Source organism: Streptomyces pratensis, from assembly GCF_016804005.1.
GTDB lineage: Bacteria > Actinomycetota > Actinomycetes > Streptomycetales > Streptomycetaceae > Streptomyces > Streptomyces pratensis_A.
The window spans coordinates 3,209,402-3,230,419 of the sequence record NZ_CP051486.1 but is presented as its reverse complement, the minus strand read 5'-3'; the positions used below and the strand labels follow the sequence as shown (position 1 = coordinate 3,230,419).

Genomic DNA, 21,018 nt, shown 5'->3' with positions numbered 1-21,018 from the left:
GCCCTCTCCTCTGTCGGCCGCCGGCACCGTCGGCCGGAATGACACCGGCACCCGGCACCGTGGACCGGGATGACGCCGGTTCCCTGGGCGGGAACGCCGAAGATACACAGTGTACTGAGGGTATTGACCATGACAGCAAGCCCTGGGTAGCTTCATGGCCATCGCTTTTTACTCAGTGTACTGAGCATTATCAGCACTTCACGGAGCCGTGACATGACCGCACGTGACCTTCCCTCACATCCGCTGCCCGACGGCCTGAGCCAGCGGGAGATCGACGCCGAGGTGGCCAGGGCCCAGGCCGCGGCGGAACCGGGCGCCCACCATCCGCCCCGCGACTATCCCCCGTACCGCAGCAGCCATTTCCGCCACCCGCACCGCTCGCCCGTACCCCTGCGCGATCCGGAGGCGGTGGAACTGTCCGGGCCGGCGTTCGGCGTCACGGACGTGACCGCCCTGGACCGCGACCTCACCGCGCAGCACCACGGCGAGCCGCTCGGCGAGCGGATCACCGTCAGCGGCCGGGTGCTGGACCGGGCCGGCAGGCCGGTGCGGGGGCAGCTCGTGGAGGTGTGGCAGGCCAACGCCTCCGGGCGGTACGCCCACCAGCTCGACCGGCACCCGGCACCACTCGACCCCAACTTCACCGGGTTCGGACGCTGCCTGACCGACGACGACGGCGGCTACTCGTTCACCACCGTCAAGCCGGGCGCCTATCCGTGGCGCAACCACACGAACGCCTGGCGCCCCGCGCACATCCACTTCTCGCTGTTCGGCACGTCGTTCAGCCAGCGGCTCGTCACCCAGATGTACTTCCCCGGCGATCCGCTGCTCCCCTACGACCCGGTGATCCGCTCCGTCACGGACCGGGCCGCGCGCGAGCGGCTCGTGTCGACGTACGACCACGACCTGTCCGTTCCCGAGTGGTCCCTCGGCTACCGCTGGGACATGGTCCTGGACGGACCGTGCGCCACCTGGACCGAGGAAGAAGGCGACGCCTGATGTCCCACGCCCCGACTCCCTCCCAGACCGTGGGACCGTTCTACGGCTACGCCCTGCCCTTCCCCGGCGGCAGCGAGGTCGCCCCTGCCGGGCATCCCGGTACGGTCACCGTGCACGGCTACGTGCTCGACGGCCGGGGCGACCCCGTGCCCGACGCGATCGTCGAGACCTGGCAGTCCGCACCCGACGGATCGCGCACCGGCCTCCCGGGATCGCTGCGCCACGATCCCGCGACCGGCAGGGTGACCGGACGGAACGGGGTGGACTTCACCGGGTTCGGCCGGGCGCCGACGGACGCCGCGGGGCGCTGGTTCGTGCGTACGCTCCGGCCTGGTGGGGTCCCTTACCTCTGCGCGGCCGTGTTCGCCCGCGGCCTGGTCCACCATCTGTACACCCGCGTGTATCTGCCCGACCTTCTCGACGAGGGTGCGGGGACGGGCGACCCGCTGCTGGGGTCGCTCGACGCGGAGCGGCGCGCCACACTGATCGCTACACGCACCGATCCGCGCACCTACCGCTTCGACATCCGTCTCCAGGGCGACGACGAGACGGTCTTCCTGGAGTTCAGCTGATGCACGAGAGCGATGCCGGGCTCCTCGCCCCCGGACGGGCGGGCTCCGCCGCCGAGACCGCCACCGGCGACCATGCCTTCCTCCAGGCGCTGCTGGACGCCGAGGCCGCGCTGACGCGGGCCATGTCGGCCTCCGGGCTCGCCCCCTCCGGGGCGGGGCGGGCGGTCACCGCGGCGGCGGACGCGAGCCGGTTCGACGTGCGGGACCTGGCGCTGCGGGCCCGGTCCGGCGGCAATCCGGTGATCCCGCTGGCCGCCGCCCTCTCGGCGGCGGTCGACGAGGACGTGCGGCCCCACGTGCACCGGGGCGCGACGAGCCAGGACATCCTCGACACGGCGGCGATGCTGGTGGCATCCAGGACGCTGACGATCCTCCTCGACGACCTGGGGCGGACCGCCGACGCGCTGGAGCGGCTGGCGGCCGGGCATCGCGACACGCCGATGCCCGGCAGGACCCTGACGCAGCACGCCGTGCCGACCACCTTCGGCCTCAAGGCGGCGGGCTGGCGGTCGCTGGTGCTCGACGCACGGGACCGGGTACGGACGGTGCGCGACGCGCTCCCCGTCCAGCTGGGCGGTGCGGCGGGCACGCTCGCCGCCTTCTCGGCGGCCGGCGCGGACGGGATGGAGATCGTCCCAGCCTACGCCCGGGAACTGGGCCTCGCCGAGCCCCTGCTGCCTTGGCACACCCTGCGTACCCCGGTCGCGGACCTGGCCGGTGCGCTCGCCTTCACGGCGGGCGCGCTCGGAAAGACGGCGGCCGATGTGCTCATCCTGTCCCGCACCGAGATCGCCGAGCTCGCGGAGGGCTCCGGCGGCGGCTCCTCGGCGATGCCGCACAAGGCCAACCCGGTCCGCGCCACCCTGATCGCCGCCGCGGCCCGCCGCGCGCCCGCGGCGGCGGCCACGCTGTACGGCTCGCTCGCCGCCGAGGACGAACGGCCCGCCGGGGCCTGGCACGCCGAATGGGAGCCGCTGCGCGACCTGTTGCGCCTGGTCGGCGGGGCGGCCCGGGACGCCGTGGAGCTCACCGAGGGGCTGAGGGTGTTCCCGTCGGCCATGCGCAGCCACCTGGCGCTGACCGGCGGACTGATCGTGTCGGAACGCCTGGCCGTCGTCGCAGCCGGGCGGGTCGGCCACGCCCGCGCCAGGGAGATCCTCACCGGAGCAGCCGGCAGGGCCCGCGACGAGGGCAGGCCACTCGCGGAGATCCTCGCGGAGGAGCCCGCCCTCGAAGGCCTCGATCTGGCAGAACTGACCGACCCCGCCCGGTACACCGGCAGCGCGGGGCTTCTCACCGACCGCGCTCTGGAGCGCCGATGACCACGACACCGTCCCGGATCCTCCACCACAGCGCCGAGGGGCCGCCGAGCGCTCCGGTGCTCCTGCTCGGCCCGTCCCTCGGCACCTCCACCGCGCTCTGGGACGGCGTCGCCCCCGAACTGTCCGCGACCCACCGGGTCGTGCGGTGGGACCTGCCGGGGCACGGCGGCTCGCCGGCGGACCTGATCGGCCCCGGGGCCGGGATCGCCGACCTGGGCGCCCTGGTCCTGTCGCTCGCCGACTCGCTGTCCCTGGAGCGGTTCTCGTACGCCGGGGTGTCGCTCGGCGGTGCGGTGGGCCTCTGGCTCGCCGTCCACCACCCGGAACGCGTCGGCCGGCTGGCCGTCGTCTGTTCGTCCGCCCACTTCGGTGACCCGGGACCGTGGCGGGAGCGGGCCGCCCTTGTGCGCTCCGAAGGCCTCGGCAAGGTCGCGGAGAGCGCGGCGGGCCGCTGGTTCACGCCCGGATTCACCGAGCCCCGGCTGCTCGACGACCTGCTGGGTACGGATCCTTCGGCGTACGCCGCCTGCTGCGACGCACTCGCCGAGTGCGATCTGCGGCCCGGGCTGTCAGCGGTACGCGCGCCGACGCTGGTCATCGCGGGCCGCGACGACCCGGCGACACCGCCCGCACACGCCCGGGAGATCGCCGACGGGATCCCGGGCGCCTCGCTGACCGAGCTGCCGCACGCCTCCCACCTGGCCCCCGCCGAACGTCCGGAGGCCGTGCGGGAGGCCCTGCGCGCCCACTTCACGCCCAGGGAGCGCGACAGCGGGACGGCGGTGCGACGTGAGGTGCTCGGCGATGCGCATGTGGACCGCGCGCAGGCGCGGACCACGGAGTTCACCGCCCCCTTCCAGGACTTCATCTCCCGCTACGCCTGGGGCGAGATCTGGACCGACCCCACGCTGTCCCGGCGCGAACGCAGCCTGATCACACTGACCGCCCTGGTCGCCCACGGCCATCACGACGAGCTGGCGATGCACGTCCGGGCAGCGGTGCGCAACGGTCTGAGCCCGCGGGAGATCGGCGCGGCCCTCCTGCAGACGGGGGTCTACTGCGGGGTCCCGGCCGCGAACGCGGCGTTCGCGGTGGCAGAGCGGGTGCTGGCGGAGCTGGACGGGACCGCTCGGGCGCAGCACCGGGACGGCGGGACGGGCTGACCGTCTTCCCTCAGCCGGCGAGGACGTGCGTGTCGTACCGGAATCGGCGTGCACGTCGCGCTGCGGGACGCCGGGCCGGTCTGCCGGAAGGTCAGCCGAAGCCGCGGGCGTCCTGCTTCAGTGCGGTGTCCACGGTCAGCGCCGTCGCCACGACGAGGCTCAGCAGCGGTTCGGGGAGCTGGTAGTGGATCTGCAGCACGTAGTTGTCCGCCGTGGTGAACATGGTCTTCGCCAGGCCCTCCCAGGTCTTGGTGATCCTGGCGATCTCGGCGTCGTTGCGGTCGACGATGGCGAAGTTCCAGGCGCGCCAGTTCTCGGCCTTGATCGCTCCGACCTGCTGCCCGTCGACCATGATGGCGAAGTTGATCTTGCCGATCGCGTTCTGCTGGACGATCTCACCGACGGGCTGTCCGTCCGGGCGCTGCACGACGACCCGGGACTTGATGAACTTCGCCGGGCGGGTCAGGAGCAGCTGCGGCTGCCCGTAGGCGTCGCGGATCTCCAGACGGTGGGTGAGGTACTGGTCGATGCTGGAGACGAACCTGAGCACCTTCCGGAAGCTGCTCTGACCGACCTGGGCGACCGAACCGACGGTGTTGCCCTGCTGGTCGAAGACGCTGTACTCGTTGGTGAGCTCGATCAGCTTGGCCTTCTGGTTGACGACCAGGACCTGCTGGTTGAACAGCGAGCCGGCACCGGGCGCGCCCTGCTGGGGAACGGCCTGTACGTGGGGCGCCTGCTGGGGAACGAACTGGGGAGCCGCCTGCTGCGGAGCGGCCTGCTGCTGCGGCTGAGCGGCGTACGACGTCGCGGCCTGCGGCTGGGGGGCGTAAGGCGCCGCGTGCGACTGAGCGGCTTGCGGCTGAGCAGCTACGGGCGCCTGGGCCTGGGCGGGTGCCTGCTCCTGGACCGGGTGGGTGTGCTCGGTCCAGCGGGAGCCGTCCCAGTAGCGCAGCAGTTGGGGCGCCCCATGGGGATCAGGATGCCAACCCGCAGGTACGTTCGATTGCGTCGTCACCGGGGCACACTATCCTGCCAAGCTGTGGGCCGAACTCATTGAAGATTCACACACCATTTACGATGGCGGCGATGACCAGAGCGAGCGGACGGACGGACCGGCGACGGGGCGGCATCGGCCTGCCCGTCGCACCGGTCTGGGCACTGCTGCTCGTGGCGGTGTTCCTCTGCTGCTCCCCCGCCGGCACGTCGTCACCCCGCGCCGAGGCCCCTTCCGGAACCGCGGTCAGGGCCTTCACCCCGACCCCCGAGGCGGCAGCCTCGGTCGTCGTGGCCGACGCCCCTGACGAACGCGGGATCGGCAGTTCCTGTCACGGGACGGCGGACCACTCCACGGCCGTCGTGCTGCCCGGCCACCCCGCCCCCGTCGCCCTGCCCTGCCCCTCGGCCGCGCTCCCGGCCGCCCCGCTCACGGGCGCCGCGGCCATCCGCGGGCCCGCCAACGACGCCGTGGGCGCCGTGGACCAACTACGCCTGCAGGTCCAGCGGATCTAGGCCGCCCCGGAACCGCCCTCCGCGCCGCCGACGCGCGAAGGGGGTGAATCCGTGCGCCCTTGTCCCCCCGCGTGGCGCGCCTTCCGCGCCCGCGATCCGCTGAACCCGAGGACCTGACATGGCTTCCGCCAAGAATCAGAACAGCTCTGCCGCCGCGCGCCGCGCCAAGCTCGAGGAGGCCCGCCGCAAGGAACGCGCCCGAGAGCGCCGGAGCCGCATCATCACGATCACCGCGGCCGTCGCCGTGGTCGCCGGCCTCGTCGCCGGGGGCGGTTACCTGATGTCGGCCGCCGACGAGCAGGACAAGGCCGAGGAAAAGGCCAGGACCTCGCCCGTCACCGGAGAGAAGTCCTGGGACGACCTGGCCCAGGACCACGTCGAGACGCCCGTCGACTACCCGATGAACCCGCCCGTGGGCGGTAACCACAACCCGGTGTGGATGAACTGCGACGCCGACGTCTACACCGAGGCGATACCGAACGAGAACGCCGTCCACTCCCTGGAGCACGGCGCCGTCTGGGTCACGTACAACGACAAGGCGAAGGAGGCGGACGTCAAGGCGCTCTCCGAGCGCGTCTCCAAGACGCCCTACTCCCTGATGAGCCCCGTTTCCGACCAGAAGGACCCGCTGATGCTCAGCGCCTGGGGCAAGCAGCTCACCGTGAAGAGCGCCACCGACGCCCGCGTCGCACAGTTCTTCACCAAGTACGTCCAAGGGGCCCAGACCCCGGAGCCGGGCGCCGCCTGCTCCGGCGGTGTCGCCAAGTGACCCCGTCCGCGCGCGCTCCCCGTTCGCTGGTCTGGGCGGGGGCCGTGGTGTTCGCCGTGGCCGTGGGTCTCGTCCTGCTGATGGTCGTACAACCTTCGGCGGCTTCCTCGTCCGGCTCCGGAGCATCCGGCGCCGTCCCCGCGGAGAGCTCGGCAGATGTGGGCTTCGCCCGGGACATGTCGGTCCACCACCAGCAGGCGGTGGAGATGGCGTTCATCGTCCGGGACCGCACCGATGACGAGGACGTGCGCCGGCTCGCGTACGACATCATCAACACCCAGGCCAACCAGCGCGGCATGATGCTGGGCTGGCTGGAGACCTGGGACCGGCCCAAGAGTTCGGACCGGCCGCCGATGGAGTGGATGGGCCACCCCGTCACCCCGTCCGACGGCTCCCTCATGCCGGGCATGGCGACGGACACCCAGCTGAACACGCTGCGCGCGGCCGAGGGCCGGGACGCCGAGGTGCTGTTCCTGCGGCTGATGACCGTGCACCACCGTGCCGGGGCCGACATGGCGGAGGCGGCGGCCGGTGCGGCGGGCACGGAGGAGATCAGGAGTCTGGCCTCGGGGATGGACCGGGCGCAGCTTTCGGAGATCACGCTCATGGCCGACATGCTGAAGGCCCGGGGCGCGAAGCCCTGACATCCCGGGCCGCGGCGTCGGGACGGCTCCGGTGGCACACGCCGCCGGATCCGCCCGGCCCGCGGCGCCGCGAATTCACCTGGTGCCCGTGTCCTCCTCATGGGCACGACACCCCAGCGGCCCTGCGCCGCCCGACACTTCCTGACGAGTCATGGACATGTCCCTCTCACGACAGGAAGCATCCGTGCGCATGCACCGCTCGCCTCGCCTCGCGGCCACCGCCCTCCTCGGCACGGCTCTGATCACCCTCGTCCCGCTGTCCCCCGCCCACGCACGGTCACTGCCGTCCGTCGGCGCGACGGCCGAGACGGCCGCGCTGTACGACGACGAGGCGGGCGGCAACGCCAACGCGGACGACCCCGCGATCTGGCGCAACGACGCCGATCCGGGCCGCAGTCTGGTCGTCGCGACGGCCAAGGAGGGCGGCCTGCGGGTCTACGGTCTGGACGCGTCCCTGGTCCAGACGATCCCGGCGCCGGCACCGGGATCGGAGGACGACGCCCCGGGCAGGTTCAACAACGTCGACCTGGTTACCGGCCTCCGCACCCCGTCCGGCCGCGCCGATGTGGCCGTGGTGAGCGACCGGGGCAACGACCGGCTCCGTATCTACCGCGTCGACCCCTCGCAGCCCGGCGGCCCGCTGAAGGACGTCACCGATCCCGGTGCCGCCCCGGTCTTCTCGTCCGGTCAGGCCGAGATCAACGAGCAGCGGACCGCGTACGGTCTGGCCACCTGGCAGGACCGCTCCACCGGCCGTTCGTACGCGCTCGTCAGCCGGCGCAACACCACGGACCTCGCGCTGCTGGAGTTGCGGCCGACGGCGGCGGGCACGGTGGGCTACCGCCTGGTGCGCACCCTCTCGCTCCCCTCGTCCTTCCGGCTCCCGGACGGCACCAGGTGGACACCGTGCGGCGAGCCCGGTGAGCTGCCGCAGGTCGAGGGCATGGTCGTCGACCCGGAGAACGGAACGCTCTACGCGGGCCAGGAGGACGTCGGCATCTGGCGGCTGCCCGCCGGGCTGGACGGGCGCCCGGTCCTGGTGGACAAGGTCCGTGAGTACGGCGTCCCCGGGACCTACGACCCGGGAACCGAGGAGTGCGAGCCCGGCGCCGACCCGGGCTTCGGCGGAAAGCGCCTGGCAGCGGACGTGGAGGGTCTGACCCTCTTCGAGGAGTCCGGCGGCGACGGCTACCTCATGGCTTCCGGCCAGGGTGACGACAGCTTCGCCCTCTACGACCGCGAGCTCTCCGAGGGCAACGAGTACGAGGGCGGCTTCCGTGTCACCGCCGTATCGGCCGACCTCGACGGCAGCGAGGAGTGCGACGGTGCCGCAGTGCTCAACGAGCCGCTGGGATCGCGTTATCCGAACGGACTGCTCGTCGTGCAGGACGGCCACGAGACCTCCGCGTCGGGCGACGAGGAGGGCCGGGAGGCGACCGGCTTCAAGTTCGTCGACCTGGGCGCGGTGACGGACGCCGCGGACATGTAACGCGGCCCGCGCCTCGTGACGCGAGTACGCGAGTACCCCGGGCACGCGAGTACGCGCGAGTACCCCGAGTACCGCGAGCCGCGTTCCGGCGGGCATCGCTTAGGCTCGTCGGCGATATGAAGAGCTACCTCGCGCCCCTGGGGTCCAAGGCCGACAAGGACACCGTGCGGCGCCACAACCTGAGCCTCGTGCTGCGCGCCGTACGGGACGAGGGTGAGGCCGGTGAGGCGACCCGGGCCGGAGTGTCGGCCCGGGTCGGGCTCACCCGGGCCGCGGTGTCCTCCCTGGTCGAGCAGTTGCTGGACAGCGGCTTCGTGACGGAGTCGGGGAAGACGTTCAGCGGCCAGGCGGGGCGCCCCGGCACGGCTCTGAAGGTGGCGCGCACCGGACCCGCCGGGCTCGGGGTGGAGATCAACATCGACTACGTGTCGGTGTGCGTCGTGGATCTGGCGGGCACCGGCCGGGTGCGGCAGACCGAGCACCTGGACAACCGCGGCGCCCCGCCCGAGGAGGTCCTGGCCCGGGCGGCCGGGATCGCCGCCCGCACCCTGGACTCGGCGCGGGAGCAGGATCTGCGTCCGGTCGGTACGGCGCTCGCGCTGCCGGGACTCGTCTCGGGCGGCTCGGTTCGCCAGGCGCCGAACCTGGGCTGGAACCAGGTCGCCGCCGAGGAGCTCTTCGCGGAGTCACTCGCCGGCCTGCGTCCCGGCACGGCACCGCTGCCCGTGCGCTCGGAGAACGAGGCGAACCTCGCGGCACTGGCCGAGCTCTGGTTCGGCGGGCTCGACGCGGTCCGCAGCTTCCTCTATCTGACGGGCGAGATCGGTGTCGGCGGCGCCCTGGTTCTCGACGGGGAACTGCTGCGCGGAGCACACGGTTTCGCCGGGGAGATCGGGCACGTGGTCGTGGACCCCGCGGGTCCGGAGTGCCGCTGCGGCTCGCGCGGCTGCCTGGAGCAGTACGCCGGCCAGTCGGCTCTCCTTCGCGCCGCCGGCGTCGACGAGGGCACGGGCGGGGCGGCAGGAGTGATGGAGCTGGAGCGTCGCGCGCAGGCGGGCGACCCGGTGACGCTGGCAGCCGTGGCCGACGCCGGCCGGATGCTGGGGCAGGTGCTGTCGGGCGCGGTCAATCTGTTCGACCCGGACGCGGTCGTGCTCGGCGGGATCTACCGCAACCTGATGCCGTGGCTCTCGCCGCCCGCCGACGAGGAACTGACGGACCGTGTGGTGTCCGGTCTCTGGTCCAGGGGCGGCGGCAGGCTGCGCGCGTCGTCCGTCGCGGGTGACGCGGCGCGCGGCGCGGCGGCGCTGGTGGTGCAGGACGTGCTGGCCGACCCGGTGGCGTACGCCCCTTCGTCCATGGACGCCTGACAGCGGGCCCTGCTGGGGCCGTGGGCACCCGGCGGTTGCGCCGGGTGCCCACGGGGCCGGTGTCAGCGGACGCCGATGAGGTGTTCCATGGCGAGCTGGTCGAGGGCTTCGAAGGCCATGGAGCGTTCCGCTGCGGCGGTGGCGTCGAAGTCCTCGTAGGCGGACCTGTCGGCGAGGAGTGCCTTGAGGCCGTCGGCGGCGGTGGGCTCGGCGAGCTCGTGGAGGCGGGAGGCGGTCAGGGCCTCCTGGACGGCGGGGTCGGCACGGAAGGCGGTGGCGCGCTCCTTGAGGATGAGGTAGTTGCGCATGCAGTTCTTCGCGGACTCCCAGACCCCGTCGATGCCGTCGGTGCGCACGGGCTTGAAGTCGAAGTGGAGGGATCCGGTGTAGTCGGAGGTCTCCAGGAGGTCGACGAGCCAGAACGCCTGGCGCAGGTCGCCGGCGCCGAAGCGGAAGTCCTGGTCGTACTTGATGCCGGACTGGCCGTTGAGGTCGATGTGGAAGAGCTTGCCGGCCCACAGGGCCTGGGCGATGCCGTGGGGGAAGTTCAGTCCGGCCATCTGCTCGTGGCCGGTCTCCGGGTTCACGCCGACCATCTCGGGGCGTTCCAGGCGCTCGATGAAGGCCAGGGCGTGGCCGATCGTGGGCAGCAGGATGTCGCCGCGGGGCTCGTTGGGCTTGGGCTCGATCGCGAAGCGCAGGTCGTAGCCCTGCTCGGTGACGTAGTCGCCCAGGAGGTCGAAGGCCTCCTTCATCCGGTCCAGGGCCACGCGCACGTCCTTGGCCCCGCCGGACTCCGCGCCCTCGCGCCCGCCCCAGGCGACATAGGTCTTCGCGCCGAGCTCGGCGGCCAGGTCGATGTTGCGGATGACCTTGCGCAGCGCGAAACGGCGCACGTCGCGGTCGTTGGAGGTGAAGCCGCCGTCCTTGAACACGGGGTGCGTGAACAGGTTGGTGGTGGCCATCGGGACCTTCATCCCGGTGCGCTCCAGCGCGTCCTTGAACCGGCCGATCAGCCGGGCCCGCTCGGCCTCGGTGGACCCGAAGGGGATCAGGTCGTCGTCGTGGAACGTCACACCGTGCGCGCCGAGCTCGGCGAGCCGCTCCACCGACTCGACCGGGTCCAGCGCGGGACGCGTCGCGTCACCGAACGGGTCGTTGCCACGCCAGCCCACGGTCCACAGACCGAAGGTGAACCTGTCCGCAGGGGTGGGAGTGAAGCGCTCGGTCATGGTGTGTCCGCCTTCGCCTGCCTGGGGTCCGGAGTCGTCGTCAGTACCCCGGGCCTATTTGTTCACTGACATGATTAATTATGCACGCGCCACCGTGTGGACGTAACCCCCCGGACGACGAAACGAGGGCCACCCCTGTTCCGGACGCCGTCGATCACGTAATTTGTTTGTCGCACTCCCAAAACCCGCACCACCGGAAACCGCACGAGAAGAGGTAGCCCATGCCGCCGCGTACCGTCGTCATCGGCGTGGACAGCTCCACCCAGTCCACCAAGGCTGCAGTCACCGACGTCGAGACCGGTGAGCTGCTCGCCGTCGGCCGCGCCCCGCACGTCGTCACGGGTGAGGGCGGAGCGCGCGAGACGGACCCGGAGGTCTGGTGGCGCGCGCTGTGCGACGCCGTCGCGGCCGGGCTCAAGGAGTCGGGGCTCTCCGCGTCCGCCGTCACCGGCATCGCCGTCGCAGGACAGCAGCACGGCCTCGTGACCCTCGACGGGACCGGCCGCCCGCTGCGCCCCGCGCTCCTCTGGAACGACACGCGGTCCGCGCCGCAGGCCGCCGCACTCGTCGAGGAGCTGGGCGGCCCCGAGGCGTGGACCGCGCGCACCGGCACCGTGCCCGTCGCTTCCATGACCGCGACCAAGTGGCGGTGGCTGCGCGAGAACGACCCGGCGAACGCCGAGGCCACGGCCGCCGTGCGACTGCCCCACGACTTCCTCACGGAGAGGCTCGCGGGCGTCGCGGCGACGGACCCGGGGGACGCGTCGGGCACCTGCTGGTACTCCACGGTCACTGGGGCCTACGACCCGGAGCTCCTGGACCGCCTCGGCCTGGACGTGTCGATGCTCCCGGAGGTCGCCGCCACGGGCGGGACCCGCGTCGGCTCCCTCACCGAGTCGGCGGCCGAGGCACTCGGCCTGCCGGCCGGGATCGCCGTCGCGGCCGGCACCGGTGACAACATGAGCGCCGCCGTGGGCCTCGGCCTGGGCGGCGCGGGACTGCTGGACCATCCCGTCCTGAGCCTCGGTACCTCCGGCACGGTCTTCGCGGCGTCCCTGGCCCGCCCCGCTTCCACGGCCCTCTCCGGCTTCGCCGCGGCAGACGGTACGTACCTCCCGCTGGCCTGCACCCTCAACTGCACCCTGGCCGTCGACAAGGTGGCCGGCCTGCTCGGACTGCACCGCGACGACGCGACGCCCGGCGGCGAGGCCGTCCTCCTCCCGTACCTCGACGGCGAGCGCACGCCGGACCTTCCCCACTCCTCCGGCCTGCTCACCGGGCTCCGCCACGACACCACGCCGCAGCAGCTGCTCGGCGCGGCCTACGAGGGCGCGGCCTTCACCGTGCTGCGGGCGCTCGACGAGCTGCTGCGGGCGTGCGGCCTCGACCCGGCCGACCCCGAGGTCGCCGGCCGGCCGCTCCGGCTGATCGGCGGCGGCGCCCAGGGCCGCACCTGGGTGGAGACGGTGCGCCGGCTCTCAGGCCGGCCCCTGATCGTGCCGGCCGGCGGCGAGCTCGTCGCACTCGGCGCGGCGGCGCTGGCCGCCTCCGCGGCGGGCGGGGGCGACCCGGTCGCCATCGCGACCCGGTGGAACGCGAAGGCGGAGGACGCCGAACTCCCGCCGGTGGAAAGGGACACCGAGACCTGGGAGCGCGTCGGTTCGGTTCTGGACAGGGCGGCGGAGCCAGTGCTCGGCCGATGAGGAAGAACCCGGGATCGCGCCCGTAGCACGCGTTTTGAGGTTGACTGTGGATCTTCAATAAGATCCGGCGATGATCATAAGAAAACGGCTGACGGCCGGGGTGTGCGTTCTGCTCGCCACCCTGGCCGCCGGGCTCGGCACCGCCCTTCCGGCCGCAGCCGACGAACCTCCCACCGCCGCTTCGCCCAAGGTCGAGCTGGTCCTTGACGTCAGCGGTTCCATGCGCACGCGTGACATCGACGGTGAGTCCCGGATGTCCGCCGCCAAGCAGGCGTTCAACGACGTCCTGGACGCGGTGCCCGAGGAGGTCGAACTCGGCATCCGTACGCTCGGCGCCGACTATCCGGGCGACGACCGGAAGACCGGCTGCAAGGACACCAGGCAGCTCTACCCGGTCGGCCCGCTCGACCGCACGGAGGCCAAGACGGCCGTCGCCACTCTGGCGCCGACCGGCTGGACCCCGATCGGACCGGCCCTGCTCGGTGCCGCCGACGACCTCGAGGGCGGGGACGCCACCCGGCGGATCGTCCTGATCACCGACGGCGAGGACACCTGCGGTCCGCTGGATCCCTGCGAGGTCGCGCGCGACATCGCCGCCAAGGGGATCCACCTGGTCATCGACACGCTCGGTCTGGTGCCGAACGCCAAGATCCGGCAGCAGCTGACCTGCATCGCCGAGGCCACCGGTGGCACCTACACGGCGGTCCAGCACACCGATGAACTCTCGACACGCGTCAAGCAGTTGGTGGACAGGGCCGCCGAGCCCGTCATCACCCCGGTGGCGACCGAGGGCGCGGGCAGCTGCTCCTCGGCCCCCGAGCTGAAGCCCGGGCTCTACACGGACCGGCAGGAGATCGGCAAGCACCGCTGGTACCGGGTGGACGTCCTGCCCGGCCAGGAACTGCGCGCCTCGGTGAGCGTGTCGGCGGACCGCGCCGTCGACAACGACTACGGGGTCCTGCTGCGCGCCCTGACCACGCACGGCCGCGAGATCGTCCGGGGTGCCGAGGGCGGCACCGGGCGCACGGACGCCGTCTCCACCGGACTGCGCTACCCCAAGCCCGAGATGGACGACGTCGACGCCGATGTGAAGCCCGCCGCCGAGGTGGTGTGCCTCCAGCTCGGCAACTCCTTCTCGGCGCCCGCGTCCGTGAAGACCACTCCCGGTATGCCCGTCGAGCTGACCATCGATCTGGTGGACGCTCCCGACGAGGCGGCCGACGCCGCCGCGTTCGGACTGGGCCGCGGCTGGTGGCTGCTGGGTGTGCTGGTGCTGACCGGACTGATCGCCGGCCTGGTGTTCGGCTGGATCTCGCGCTGGCGCGTCGCCGTATGGAGGACCAACTGATGCGTACCACCCGCAGAAACAGCTTGAGGCGCGGATGCGTGGGGGTGCTGCTGGCAGCCGTCACCCTGCTCACCTCGGCGGGCACGGCCGTCGCCGACGACCCGTCCGCGAGCGCGAGCCCGGCGGACGGCGAGGCGGCAGGCCCGACCGAGGCGGGCACCACCTTCCGCACCGCCACGGCGGTCCGGCAGGGGCAGACGGCCACCGCGGACGCGTCCACCGGTGACTACCTGTACTGGGCCTTCCCCGCCGACGCCGGGCAACGGCCCACCGTCCGCGCGAAGGTGAGCCTGCCGGAGAGCGCCACCCCGCACGGCGCGTCCACCTGGCAGGTCGACGTGTACGACGGGCTCCGCCGCCGGCAGGCCTGCGTGTACGGCCACCAGACCAGGAAGGCGGCGCCCGACACGGGTGCCGTCGAACTGTCCTGCGTGCTGCGTACCGTGCGCGCCTGGTCCGAGCCGTGGGCTTCCGACCCGCTGCCCGGAAGCTACTACATCCGTCTGACGGTGGTCGGCCTGGATGAGGAGGACCTCGGCCTGCCGGTCCACGTCGAGACCGAAGTGACCTCCGCCGACGGGGGCGGCGCCCACGATGTGGACGGCGCCCTCGCCGAGCCCCTGGTGCCGGGGGTCTCCACCGTGTCGGCTCAGGGCGGTTCCGCCCCGGCGGGTACCGAACCGGAGGACGGCTGGTCCTCGGGCTGGTGGACGGACCGGTGGCTGTGGACCGTCGGCGGCGGTGTGCTCGCCGCGCTGGCAGCGGTGTTCGGCTATTCCCTGACGCGCGGCGGCGGACGTCCGTCGGGGGTGCCGCCGAGGGCCTGACGGCGCCGCAACCCCGCACCGAGGGCCGCAGGCCGTGGCCTGCGGCCCTCGGCCGTGTGCTTCCCGGCACGGCTGGAATCCACGCGTCGGACTCCCGACGACTGCCGCTAGGCTCAGCAACTCACCTACTGCGCAAGGCAGATGACGGGAGACCCCCATGTCCACGGAAACCGGTGCGGCCCTCGACACCGAGCCGCGCGGTCACCGGCTCGTCCAGGGGCCGAGGGGCCTCCCCTTACTGGGGAGCCTCCCGCAGTTCGGCAAGGACCCGCTCGCCTTCTTCGAGCGCCTGCGCGGGTACGGGGACATGGTGCGCTGGCGCTTCGGCCGCAACGACTGCGTGTTCATCGCCGATCCCGAGTGCATCGGTGAACTGCTGACCGAGACGGAGCGCACCTTCGACCAGCCGCTGCTGGGCATAGCCTTCCGTACGGTGATGGGCAACGGTGTGGTCGTCGCGCGCGGCAGCGACTGGCGGCGCAAGCGGTCGCTGGTACAGCCCTCGGTGCGCCCCAAGCAGGTGAAGTCGTACGCCGCCACCATGACGGCGTGCGCGGTGGAGCTGGCCGACTCCTGGTCGGGCGGCGAGCGCGTCGACATCAAGCGGGCGATGGCGGCTCTGACACAGAAGATCGCCGTCCGGACCATCTTCGGGGTGGACACCCCCGCCGACGCGGAGTCGATGGGCCGCGCGATGGACATCGCCCAGCAGGAGATAGGCAAGGAGTTCAGCGGCCTCGGCGCCGTCCTGCCCGACTGGGTGCCGACTCCCGGGCGGAACAGGATCAAGAAGGCCGCAGCGGTCATCGACGCCGAGGTCGGGCGCGTGGTGGCCCGCCATCGCGACGGGGAGGGGGAGCGCCCCGACCTGCTGAGCCGGCTGCTCACCGCGGTGGACGAGACCGGGGCCCACCTCTCCGACAAGGAGATCCGCGACGAGACGGTCACGCTCTACATCGGCGGTCACGAGACGACCAGCTCGACACTGGTGTGGGCCTGGTATCTGCTCTCCCGCACCCCGCACGCACTCGCGGCACTCACCGAGGAGCTGGACCGGGTGCTGGGCGACCGGGAGCCGGGCATCGACGACTACGCACGGCTGACCTACGCCCAGGCGGTGGTGAAGGAGACCCTCCGGCTGTACCCGACGATCTGGCTGGTCACCGGGATCGCCAAGGAAGGCGCCCGGCTCGGTGGCGTGCCGATGCCGGAGGGCACGCGGGTGTGGAGCAGCCAGTGGGCCACGCACCGGGACGAGCGGTGGTTCCCGGAGCCCGAGGCGTTCCGCCCCGAGCGGTGGGACGCGGAGGACGGGGACGAGATTCCCGAGTACGCCTGGTATCCGTTCGGCGGCGGGCCCCGCGTCTGCCTCGGCACACGCTTCGCGATGGTCGAGTCGGTGCTGATCCTCGCCGTCCTGGCGCGCAGGTTCGAGCTGGAGGTGGACCCGGGCACCGTCAACCCGGTACCGACGCTGACACTGCAGCCGGACCGGGAGGTCCTGGCGACCGTACGGGCGCGCTGAACGCGCCGACGGGTGAAGCCGGTCGGGAACGCTTGACCTCAAGTTTGCCTGAGGTCCTAGCGTGCCATGCATACCGACCGACTTCGGAGGCACCGCATGGACATGGAAGTCACCGCGTGGCATTCACTGCACAGCACGATGAACGCGCAGAAGGACCGCAGGCCGTTCTCCCGGGCCACACTTCACCGCATCGCGGCATTCGCCCGGCCGCACCGGGGCAGGATCCTCCGCTTCCTGCTCCTCAGCGTGGTCACCGCGCTGTCGGCGGTGGCCACACCGGTGCTGGCGGGCCGCGTCGTCGACGCGATCGTGCGGGGCGAGCGGGCCGGGACGGTCGCGTGGATCGCCCTGCTCATCGCCCTGATCGCGGTGGCCGAGGCCGGGCTCGGGCTCCTCGTCCGCTGGCTGTCGGCGACCCTGGGCGAGGGGCTGATCCTCGATCTGCGTACCGCGGTGTTCGACCACGTCCAGCGGATGCCCGTCGCCTTCTTCACCCGCACCAGGACCGGCGCGCTGGTCAGCCGGCTCAACAACGACGTGATCGGCGCCCAGCGGGCGTTCAGCAACACCCTTTCCGGTGTCGTCTCCAACCTTGTCACCCTGCTGCTGACCCTTGCCGTGATGCTCACGATCTCCTGGCAGATCACGCTGCTCGCCCTGGTGCTGTTGCCGGTGTTCGTCGTCCCCGCCCGCCGGCTGGGCGCGCGGATGGCGGACCTCCAGCGGGAGGCCGCCGACCACAACGCCACCATGGGCACCCAGATGACCGAACGCTTCTCGGCCCCGGGCGCGACGCTCATCAAGCTCTTCGGACGCCCGGCCGACGAGTCCGCCGAATTCGCCGCCCGCGCGGGACGGGTGCGTGACATCGGCGTCCGCACGGCGATGCTCCAGTCCACCTTCATCACGGCACTCACCCTCGTGTCGGCCCTCGCCCTGGCCCTGGTCTACGGACTCGGCGGCTACTACGCGCTGCGCGGCAGCCTGGAACCCGGCGCCGTCGTCGCCCTCGCCCTGCTCCTCACCCGGCTCTACGCACCGCTGACGGCACTGGCCGGGGCGCGGGTAGAGGTGATGAGCGCCCTGGTCAGCTTCGAGCGGGTCTTCGAGATCCTCGACCTCAAGCCGCTGATCGCGGAGAAGCCAGACGCCCGCCGCGTCCCGGAGGGGCCGGTCTCCGTGGAGTTCGAGGGGGTCTCCTTCGGCTACCCCTCCGCCGACAAGGTCTCCCTAGCCTCGCTCGAGGAGGTCGCCACGCTGGACTCGGGAAGCGGCGCCCAGGTGCTGCACGACGTCTCCTTCACGGCGGAGCCCGGCCGGATGGTCGCACTCGTGGGATCCTCCGGAGCCGGGAAGTCGACGATCGCCCAGCTGCTCCCCCGGCTGTACGACACCGACGCGGGGGCCGTACGCCTCAACGGCGTCGACGTACGCGACCTGACGGCCGATTCGATCCGGGAGACGCTCGGCATGGTCACGCAGGACGGGCACCTCTTCCACGAGTCGGTGCGCGCCAACCTCCTGCTCGCCCGGCCGGAGGCCACCGAGGAGGAGATCTGGGACGCGTTGCGCCGCTCCCGTCTGGACGGTCTCGTCGCGTCACTGCCCGACGGACTGGACACGATCGTCGGCGAGCGCGGCTACCGGCTCTCCGGCGGCGAACGCCAGCGGCTGACCATCGCCCGTCTGCTGCTGGCCCGTCAGCGGGTCGTGATCCTGGACGAGGCGACCGCCCACCTCGACTCGACCTCGGAGGCCGCCGTCCAGGAGGCACTGGCCGAGGCCCTGGAGGGGCGTACCGCGGTGGTGATCGCCCACCGGCTGTCGACGGTGCGGGCCGCGGACCTGATCCTGGTCGTCGAGGACGGCCGGGTGGTCGAACGCGGCACGCACGAGACGCTGATGGGCCTCGGAGGCCGGTACGAGGAGCTGCACCGGACCCAGTTCGAGCGGCCGGGGACGGAGGCGACCGTCCGGTCGGCCCCCTGACCGCCCCCTCGCCCGCGCACGCCGCGGCCCCCGTCCCCGCCCGCCGGCTCCCCCGGCGGGCGGGGACGGGGGCTCTCCGCCGCCACCCGGCCGGGACCTGCGCGGGCGTCGGCTCAGAACCCGTCCGGAGGCTGGTGCAGGCCGAACGGGGAGCCCTGATCGTCGTGGCACAGCCGGAAACGGCCGAAGCGGGCGACGGCATCCTCGTCACCGCCCGCATCGGCGTCCTCCGCGACCGTGCCGCCGAGCGCGCGTACGAGAGCGACGGCCGTCCGCATGTCGTCCACCCGGAAGAAGACGTACGGGCCTGCGCCGGGGTCCCCTCCGTGCACCCCGCCACGACTCCCCTGGGTGCGGATCGCGTATCCACCACCCTCCGTCGTCCCGGGCTCGAAGGTCCATCCGAAGAGCCTCGCGTAGAAGGTCCGGGCCCGCTCGGGGTCGGCGACGCCCAGTTCGAAGAACGAGATCTCTCCGGCCATGACGGCTCCCGTGTCCGTGTCGTAACCGCTCCGTCCCACGGTACGGCGGCTGCGGGGCGGAGGCATCCGGCCGGGACGGCGGCGAGGACGCGAGGATCCCGGCCCGCAGCACCGGCCGAGGATGTCCGCTACGCCCCCTGGCCTCCCACGCAACAGTGATACATACTGCGGATGTTTGTTTCACCCGACGAGGAGGGAAGCCCATGGGCATCGACGAGGCACGGACCCGGTTCGCCGTCCTGCGCGCCGAGGACTCCGCCGTGCCGGCCGAGGAACTCGACGCGGTCTGGGCCGCGTTGCCCACCGTCCGCGTGGAGGAGATCCTCGGGGAGTGGAAGGGCAGTGAGTTCGACACCGGACATCCGCTCAACGGGATGCTGCAGAAGGCCGGTTGGTACGGCAAGAGGTTCCTCTCGGCAGGCGACGCCAAGCCGCTCATGATGCGCGGTGAGGACGGCCTGCTCCACAGCGACACCGAACTCGGCAAGGGTGAGGCGAGCCTGTGGATGGTCGAGTTCCGGGGGGAGTCGACGGCCACCATGGTCTACGACGGTCAGCCGGTGTTCGATCATTTCAAGGCGGTCGACGACCACACCCTCATGGGCATCATGAACCGCAAGGGCGTCGGCGCCGACGGCCCCTTCTACTACTTCGCCCTCGAACGAGTCTGATCCGGGACGAAGTGCCAGGCCGACAGGGACGGAGGTGGTCGTGAAGGCCGCAGTGGTGGACTCGGTGGGCGGGGGGTTCGCACTCCAGGACGTCGACATCGCCGAACCCCTGGGGCGCGAGGTCCTGGTGGAGGTGAGGGCGTCCGGTCTCTGCCACACCGACCTCACCGTCGCCACCCATGCCTTCGCGGACTTCCCCACTCCCGTGGTCCTGGGACACGAGATGGCCGGCGTCGTGGGCGGCCTCGGCCCGGAAGCCCGCGCGTTCGCGGTCGGCGACCACGTCGTGGGCTGCCTGGTCCAGTGGTGCGGCAGCTGCCCGGCGTGCGTGGACGGCAGGGCGTACCAGTGCGGCAGGCCCGGGACCACGCTGCGCGATCCGGTGCGCGACGCGCCACGGCTCAGCCGCGCCGGCCGGCCCGTCACCCAGGGGATGGGGCTGGGCGGCTTCGCCCAGCACGCCCTTGTCCACGAGAACCAGCTGACCGCCGTCCCTCGTCGGCTGCCCTTCGCCCCTGCCGCCCTGCTGGGGTGCGGCGTGCTGACCGGCGCGGGATCCGTCCTCAACGGCGCGCGCGTCCGGGCGGGCGAGACCGTGGCCGTGATCGGCGCCGGGGGTGTCGGGCTGAACGCGGTCGGCGCGGCGAGGATCGCCGGGGCCTCCCGCATCGTCGCGATCGACGTGCGGGACGCCAAACTGCGGCGTGCGCGGGCGTTCGGTGCGACGGACGTGGTCAACTCCGCCACCACGGACGCCGTCACGGCCGTACGTGAACTGACCGGCGGCGGCGTCCGGCACGCGTTCGACGTCGTCGGCGTCGCCGCGACCACCGAACAGGCGCTGCGCATGACGGCCCTCGGTGGCGGCGTGTACGTCGTGGGGCTGGCGGGGAGCGGAGGCGACCTGAAGTTGTCGCTGCCCCGGCTGCTGCTGGAACAGAAGAGCATCCAGGGGCTGATCATGGGATCGGGGAACCCGCGGCGCGACATCCCCCGTTACGCGGACCTGTACCTCCAGGGACGCCTGGACCTCGACGCCCTCGTCTCCCGGCAGATCGCCCTGGGCGAGATCGACACCGGTTACGCCTCCCTCCGGGACCCCGAGGTGGCACGGGTCGTCATCACGTCCTTCTGAGCGTGCGTCCGGACATCCTTCTGAGCGTGCGTCCGGCCCCGGCGGCTGTGCGGGTGTGCCGCCTTCTCGTGACCCTCCGGTGGGCCCGCCGGAGCCGGCTCCACGGCTTCGAAGTCGCCGTACGGCGTGCGGCCGCGCGAGACGTGGGGCCCCGCCTCGGCCGCACGGGGTGCCTCGCGCCGTTTGCACGGCTCTGTGCGGCGCTCGTAACGTGACCGGTGTCCGTCGGAGCCGCCGGGCCGGCCCGGCCTGCACAGTCGGTGTCG

19 protein-coding genes are annotated in these 21,018 nt (G+C 72.3%); 16 read left to right on the top strand and 3 right to left on the bottom strand.

The features are described 5' to 3' along the window. Positions 1 to 213 precede the first annotated feature (213 nt). Genes pcaH through pcaC form a run of 4 tightly spaced genes read left to right on the top strand, consistent with a single transcriptional unit; the run spans position 214 to position 4,056 of the window. Complete coding sequence (pcaH, locus tag HED23_RS13780) at positions 214 to 999, top strand: protocatechuate 3,4-dioxygenase subunit beta (RefSeq protein ID WP_203183716.1); 786 nt, start codon at positions 214 to 216, stop codon at positions 997 to 999. After that, positions 999 to 1,571 carry a protocatechuate 3,4-dioxygenase subunit alpha gene (pcaG, locus tag HED23_RS13775; protein ID WP_203183715.1) on the top strand — a complete coding sequence of 191 codons (573 nt, stop codon included), beginning with the start codon at positions 999 to 1,001 and terminating at the stop codon, positions 1,569 to 1,571. Before pcaH ends, pcaG begins: the two co-directional genes overlap by 1 nt. Continuing rightward, on the top strand, positions 1,571 to 2,893 hold the full coding sequence (gene pcaB / locus HED23_RS13770; RefSeq protein WP_203183714.1) for a 3-carboxy-cis,cis-muconate cycloisomerase: 1,323 nt from the start codon (positions 1,571 to 1,573) through the stop codon (positions 2,891 to 2,893). Before pcaG ends, pcaB begins: the two co-directional genes overlap by 1 nt. Positions 2,894 to 2,949: 56 nt before the next feature. Next, positions 2,950 to 4,056 carry a 4-carboxymuconolactone decarboxylase gene (gene pcaC, locus HED23_RS13765; RefSeq protein WP_420803030.1) on the top strand — a complete coding sequence of 369 codons (1,107 nt, stop codon included), beginning with the start codon at positions 2,950 to 2,952 and terminating at the stop codon, positions 4,054 to 4,056. Between the two features lie 91 nt (positions 4,057 to 4,147). Here pcaC and HED23_RS13760 read toward each other — a convergent pair whose 3' ends face one another. Further along, a complete protein-coding gene (locus HED23_RS13760) occupies positions 4,148 to 5,074 on the bottom strand; it encodes a phospholipid scramblase-related protein (RefSeq protein WP_203183712.1) in 927 nt (308 codons plus the stop codon). Positions 5,075 to 5,145: 71 nt separating this feature from the next. Between HED23_RS13760 and HED23_RS13755 the strand changes: the two genes are divergently transcribed. The 5 genes from HED23_RS13755 to HED23_RS13735 all read left to right on the top strand — a co-directional run bounded on the left by HED23_RS13755 (position 5,146) and on the right by HED23_RS13735 (position 9,840). Beyond that, entirely contained in the window at positions 5,146 to 5,568 is a 423-nt protein-coding gene (locus HED23_RS13755; protein WP_203183711.1) for a hypothetical protein, read from the top strand. Between the two features lie 118 nt (positions 5,569 to 5,686). Continuing rightward, a complete protein-coding gene (locus HED23_RS13750; protein ID WP_203183710.1) occupies positions 5,687 to 6,337 on the top strand; it encodes a DUF3105 domain-containing protein in 651 nt (216 codons plus the stop codon). Then, positions 6,334 to 6,981, top strand: a complete 648-nt coding sequence (locus tag HED23_RS13745) for a DUF305 domain-containing protein (RefSeq protein WP_203183709.1) — start codon at positions 6,334 to 6,336, stop codon at positions 6,979 to 6,981. The genes HED23_RS13750 and HED23_RS13745 overlap by 4 nt, the downstream gene beginning before the upstream one ends. 190 nt (positions 6,982 to 7,171) lie before the next feature. Continuing rightward, positions 7,172 to 8,470 carry a phytase gene (locus tag HED23_RS13740; protein WP_203183708.1) on the top strand — a complete coding sequence of 433 codons (1,299 nt, stop codon included), beginning with the start codon at positions 7,172 to 7,174 and terminating at the stop codon, positions 8,468 to 8,470. Between the two features lie 116 nt (positions 8,471 to 8,586). After that, on the top strand, positions 8,587 to 9,840 hold the full coding sequence (locus HED23_RS13735; protein WP_203183707.1) for an ROK family protein: 1,254 nt from the start codon (positions 8,587 to 8,589) through the stop codon (positions 9,838 to 9,840). A 62-nt stretch (positions 9,841 to 9,902) separates the two neighbouring features. On the opposite strand, the gene xylA is transcribed toward HED23_RS13735, so the two are convergent. Continuing rightward, positions 9,903 to 11,072 carry a xylose isomerase gene (xylA, locus tag HED23_RS13730; RefSeq protein ID WP_203183706.1) on the bottom strand — a complete coding sequence of 390 codons (1,170 nt, stop codon included), beginning with the start codon at positions 11,070 to 11,072 and terminating at the stop codon, positions 9,903 to 9,905. Between the two features lie 221 nt (positions 11,073 to 11,293). On the opposite strand from xylA, the gene xylB reads away from it, so the two are divergent. From xylB to HED23_RS13705, 5 genes are all read left to right on the top strand, one after another. Continuing rightward, positions 11,294 to 12,775 carry a xylulokinase gene (xylB, locus tag HED23_RS13725; RefSeq protein WP_203183705.1) on the top strand — a complete coding sequence of 494 codons (1,482 nt, stop codon included), beginning with the start codon at positions 11,294 to 11,296 and terminating at the stop codon, positions 12,773 to 12,775. Positions 12,776 to 12,845: 70 nt separating this feature from the next. Further along, positions 12,846 to 14,123: a VWA domain-containing protein gene (locus tag HED23_RS13720; protein WP_203183704.1), complete on the top strand. Its 1,278-nt coding sequence runs from the start codon at positions 12,846 to 12,848 to the stop codon at positions 14,121 to 14,123. Continuing rightward, positions 14,123 to 14,950 (top strand): hypothetical protein, encoded by an 828-nt coding sequence (locus HED23_RS13715; protein ID WP_203183703.1) that lies wholly within the window; start codon positions 14,123 to 14,125, stop codon positions 14,948 to 14,950. Before HED23_RS13720 ends, HED23_RS13715 begins: the two co-directional genes overlap by 1 nt. Positions 14,951 to 15,107: 157 nt before the next feature. Continuing rightward, positions 15,108 to 16,475 (top strand): cytochrome P450, encoded by a 1,368-nt coding sequence (locus tag HED23_RS13710; RefSeq protein ID WP_203183702.1) that lies wholly within the window; start codon positions 15,108 to 15,110, stop codon positions 16,473 to 16,475. A 96-nt stretch (positions 16,476 to 16,571) separates the two neighbouring features. Further along, positions 16,572 to 18,464 (top strand): ABC transporter ATP-binding protein, encoded by a 1,893-nt coding sequence (locus HED23_RS13705; protein ID WP_203183701.1) that lies wholly within the window; start codon positions 16,572 to 16,574, stop codon positions 18,462 to 18,464. 113 nt (positions 18,465 to 18,577) lie between these two features. Here HED23_RS13705 and HED23_RS13700 read toward each other — a convergent pair whose 3' ends face one another. Continuing rightward, positions 18,578 to 18,946, bottom strand: a complete 369-nt coding sequence (locus HED23_RS13700) for a VOC family protein (RefSeq protein WP_203183700.1) — start codon at positions 18,944 to 18,946, stop codon at positions 18,578 to 18,580. Between the two features lie 203 nt (positions 18,947 to 19,149). Between HED23_RS13700 and HED23_RS13695 the strand changes: the two genes are divergently transcribed. Both HED23_RS13695 and HED23_RS13690 read left to right on the top strand, forming a co-directional pair. After that, positions 19,150 to 19,617, top strand: coding sequence for a DUF4334 domain-containing protein (locus HED23_RS13695; protein WP_203183699.1), 468 nt, complete (start codon positions 19,150 to 19,152; stop codon positions 19,615 to 19,617). Positions 19,618 to 19,657: 40 nt separating this feature from the next. Further along, positions 19,658 to 20,752, top strand: coding sequence for a zinc-binding dehydrogenase (locus tag HED23_RS13690; protein ID WP_203183698.1), 1,095 nt, complete (start codon positions 19,658 to 19,660; stop codon positions 20,750 to 20,752). Positions 20,753 to 21,018 lie beyond the last annotated feature (266 nt).

Excerpts from the sequence above, each read along its gene's own strand:
- pcaH (WP_203183716.1), top strand. The coding sequence starts at position 214 with ATGACCGCACGTGACCTTCCCTCACATCCGCTGCCCGACGGCCTGAGC.
- pcaG (WP_203183715.1), top strand. The coding sequence starts at position 999 with ATGTCCCACGCCCCGACTCCCTCCCAGACCGTGGGACCGTTCTACGGC.
- pcaB (WP_203183714.1), top strand. The coding sequence starts at position 1,571 with ATGCACGAGAGCGATGCCGGGCTCCTCGCCCCCGGACGGGCGGGCTCC.
- HED23_RS13755 (WP_203183711.1), top strand. The coding sequence starts at position 5,146 with ATGACCAGAGCGAGCGGACGGACGGACCGGCGACGGGGCGGCATCGGC.
- HED23_RS13750 (WP_203183710.1), top strand. The coding sequence starts at position 5,687 with ATGGCTTCCGCCAAGAATCAGAACAGCTCTGCCGCCGCGCGCCGCGCC.
- HED23_RS13740 (WP_203183708.1), top strand. The coding sequence starts at position 7,172 with ATGCACCGCTCGCCTCGCCTCGCGGCCACCGCCCTCCTCGGCACGGCT.
- HED23_RS13735 (WP_203183707.1), top strand. The coding sequence starts at position 8,587 with ATGAAGAGCTACCTCGCGCCCCTGGGGTCCAAGGCCGACAAGGACACC.
- xylA (WP_203183706.1), bottom strand. The coding sequence starts at position 11,072 with ATGACCGAGCGCTTCACTCCCACCCCTGCGGACAGGTTCACCTTCGGT.
- xylB (WP_203183705.1), top strand. The coding sequence starts at position 11,294 with ATGCCGCCGCGTACCGTCGTCATCGGCGTGGACAGCTCCACCCAGTCC.
- HED23_RS13720 (WP_203183704.1), top strand. The coding sequence starts at position 12,846 with ATGATCATAAGAAAACGGCTGACGGCCGGGGTGTGCGTTCTGCTCGCC.
- HED23_RS13715 (WP_203183703.1), top strand. The coding sequence starts at position 14,123 with ATGCGTACCACCCGCAGAAACAGCTTGAGGCGCGGATGCGTGGGGGTG.
- HED23_RS13710 (WP_203183702.1), top strand. The coding sequence starts at position 15,108 with ATGTCCACGGAAACCGGTGCGGCCCTCGACACCGAGCCGCGCGGTCAC.
- HED23_RS13705 (WP_203183701.1), top strand. The coding sequence starts at position 16,572 with ATGGACATGGAAGTCACCGCGTGGCATTCACTGCACAGCACGATGAAC.
- HED23_RS13700 (WP_203183700.1), bottom strand. The coding sequence starts at position 18,946 with ATGGCCGGAGAGATCTCGTTCTTCGAACTGGGCGTCGCCGACCCCGAG.
- HED23_RS13695 (WP_203183699.1), top strand. The coding sequence starts at position 19,150 with ATGGGCATCGACGAGGCACGGACCCGGTTCGCCGTCCTGCGCGCCGAG.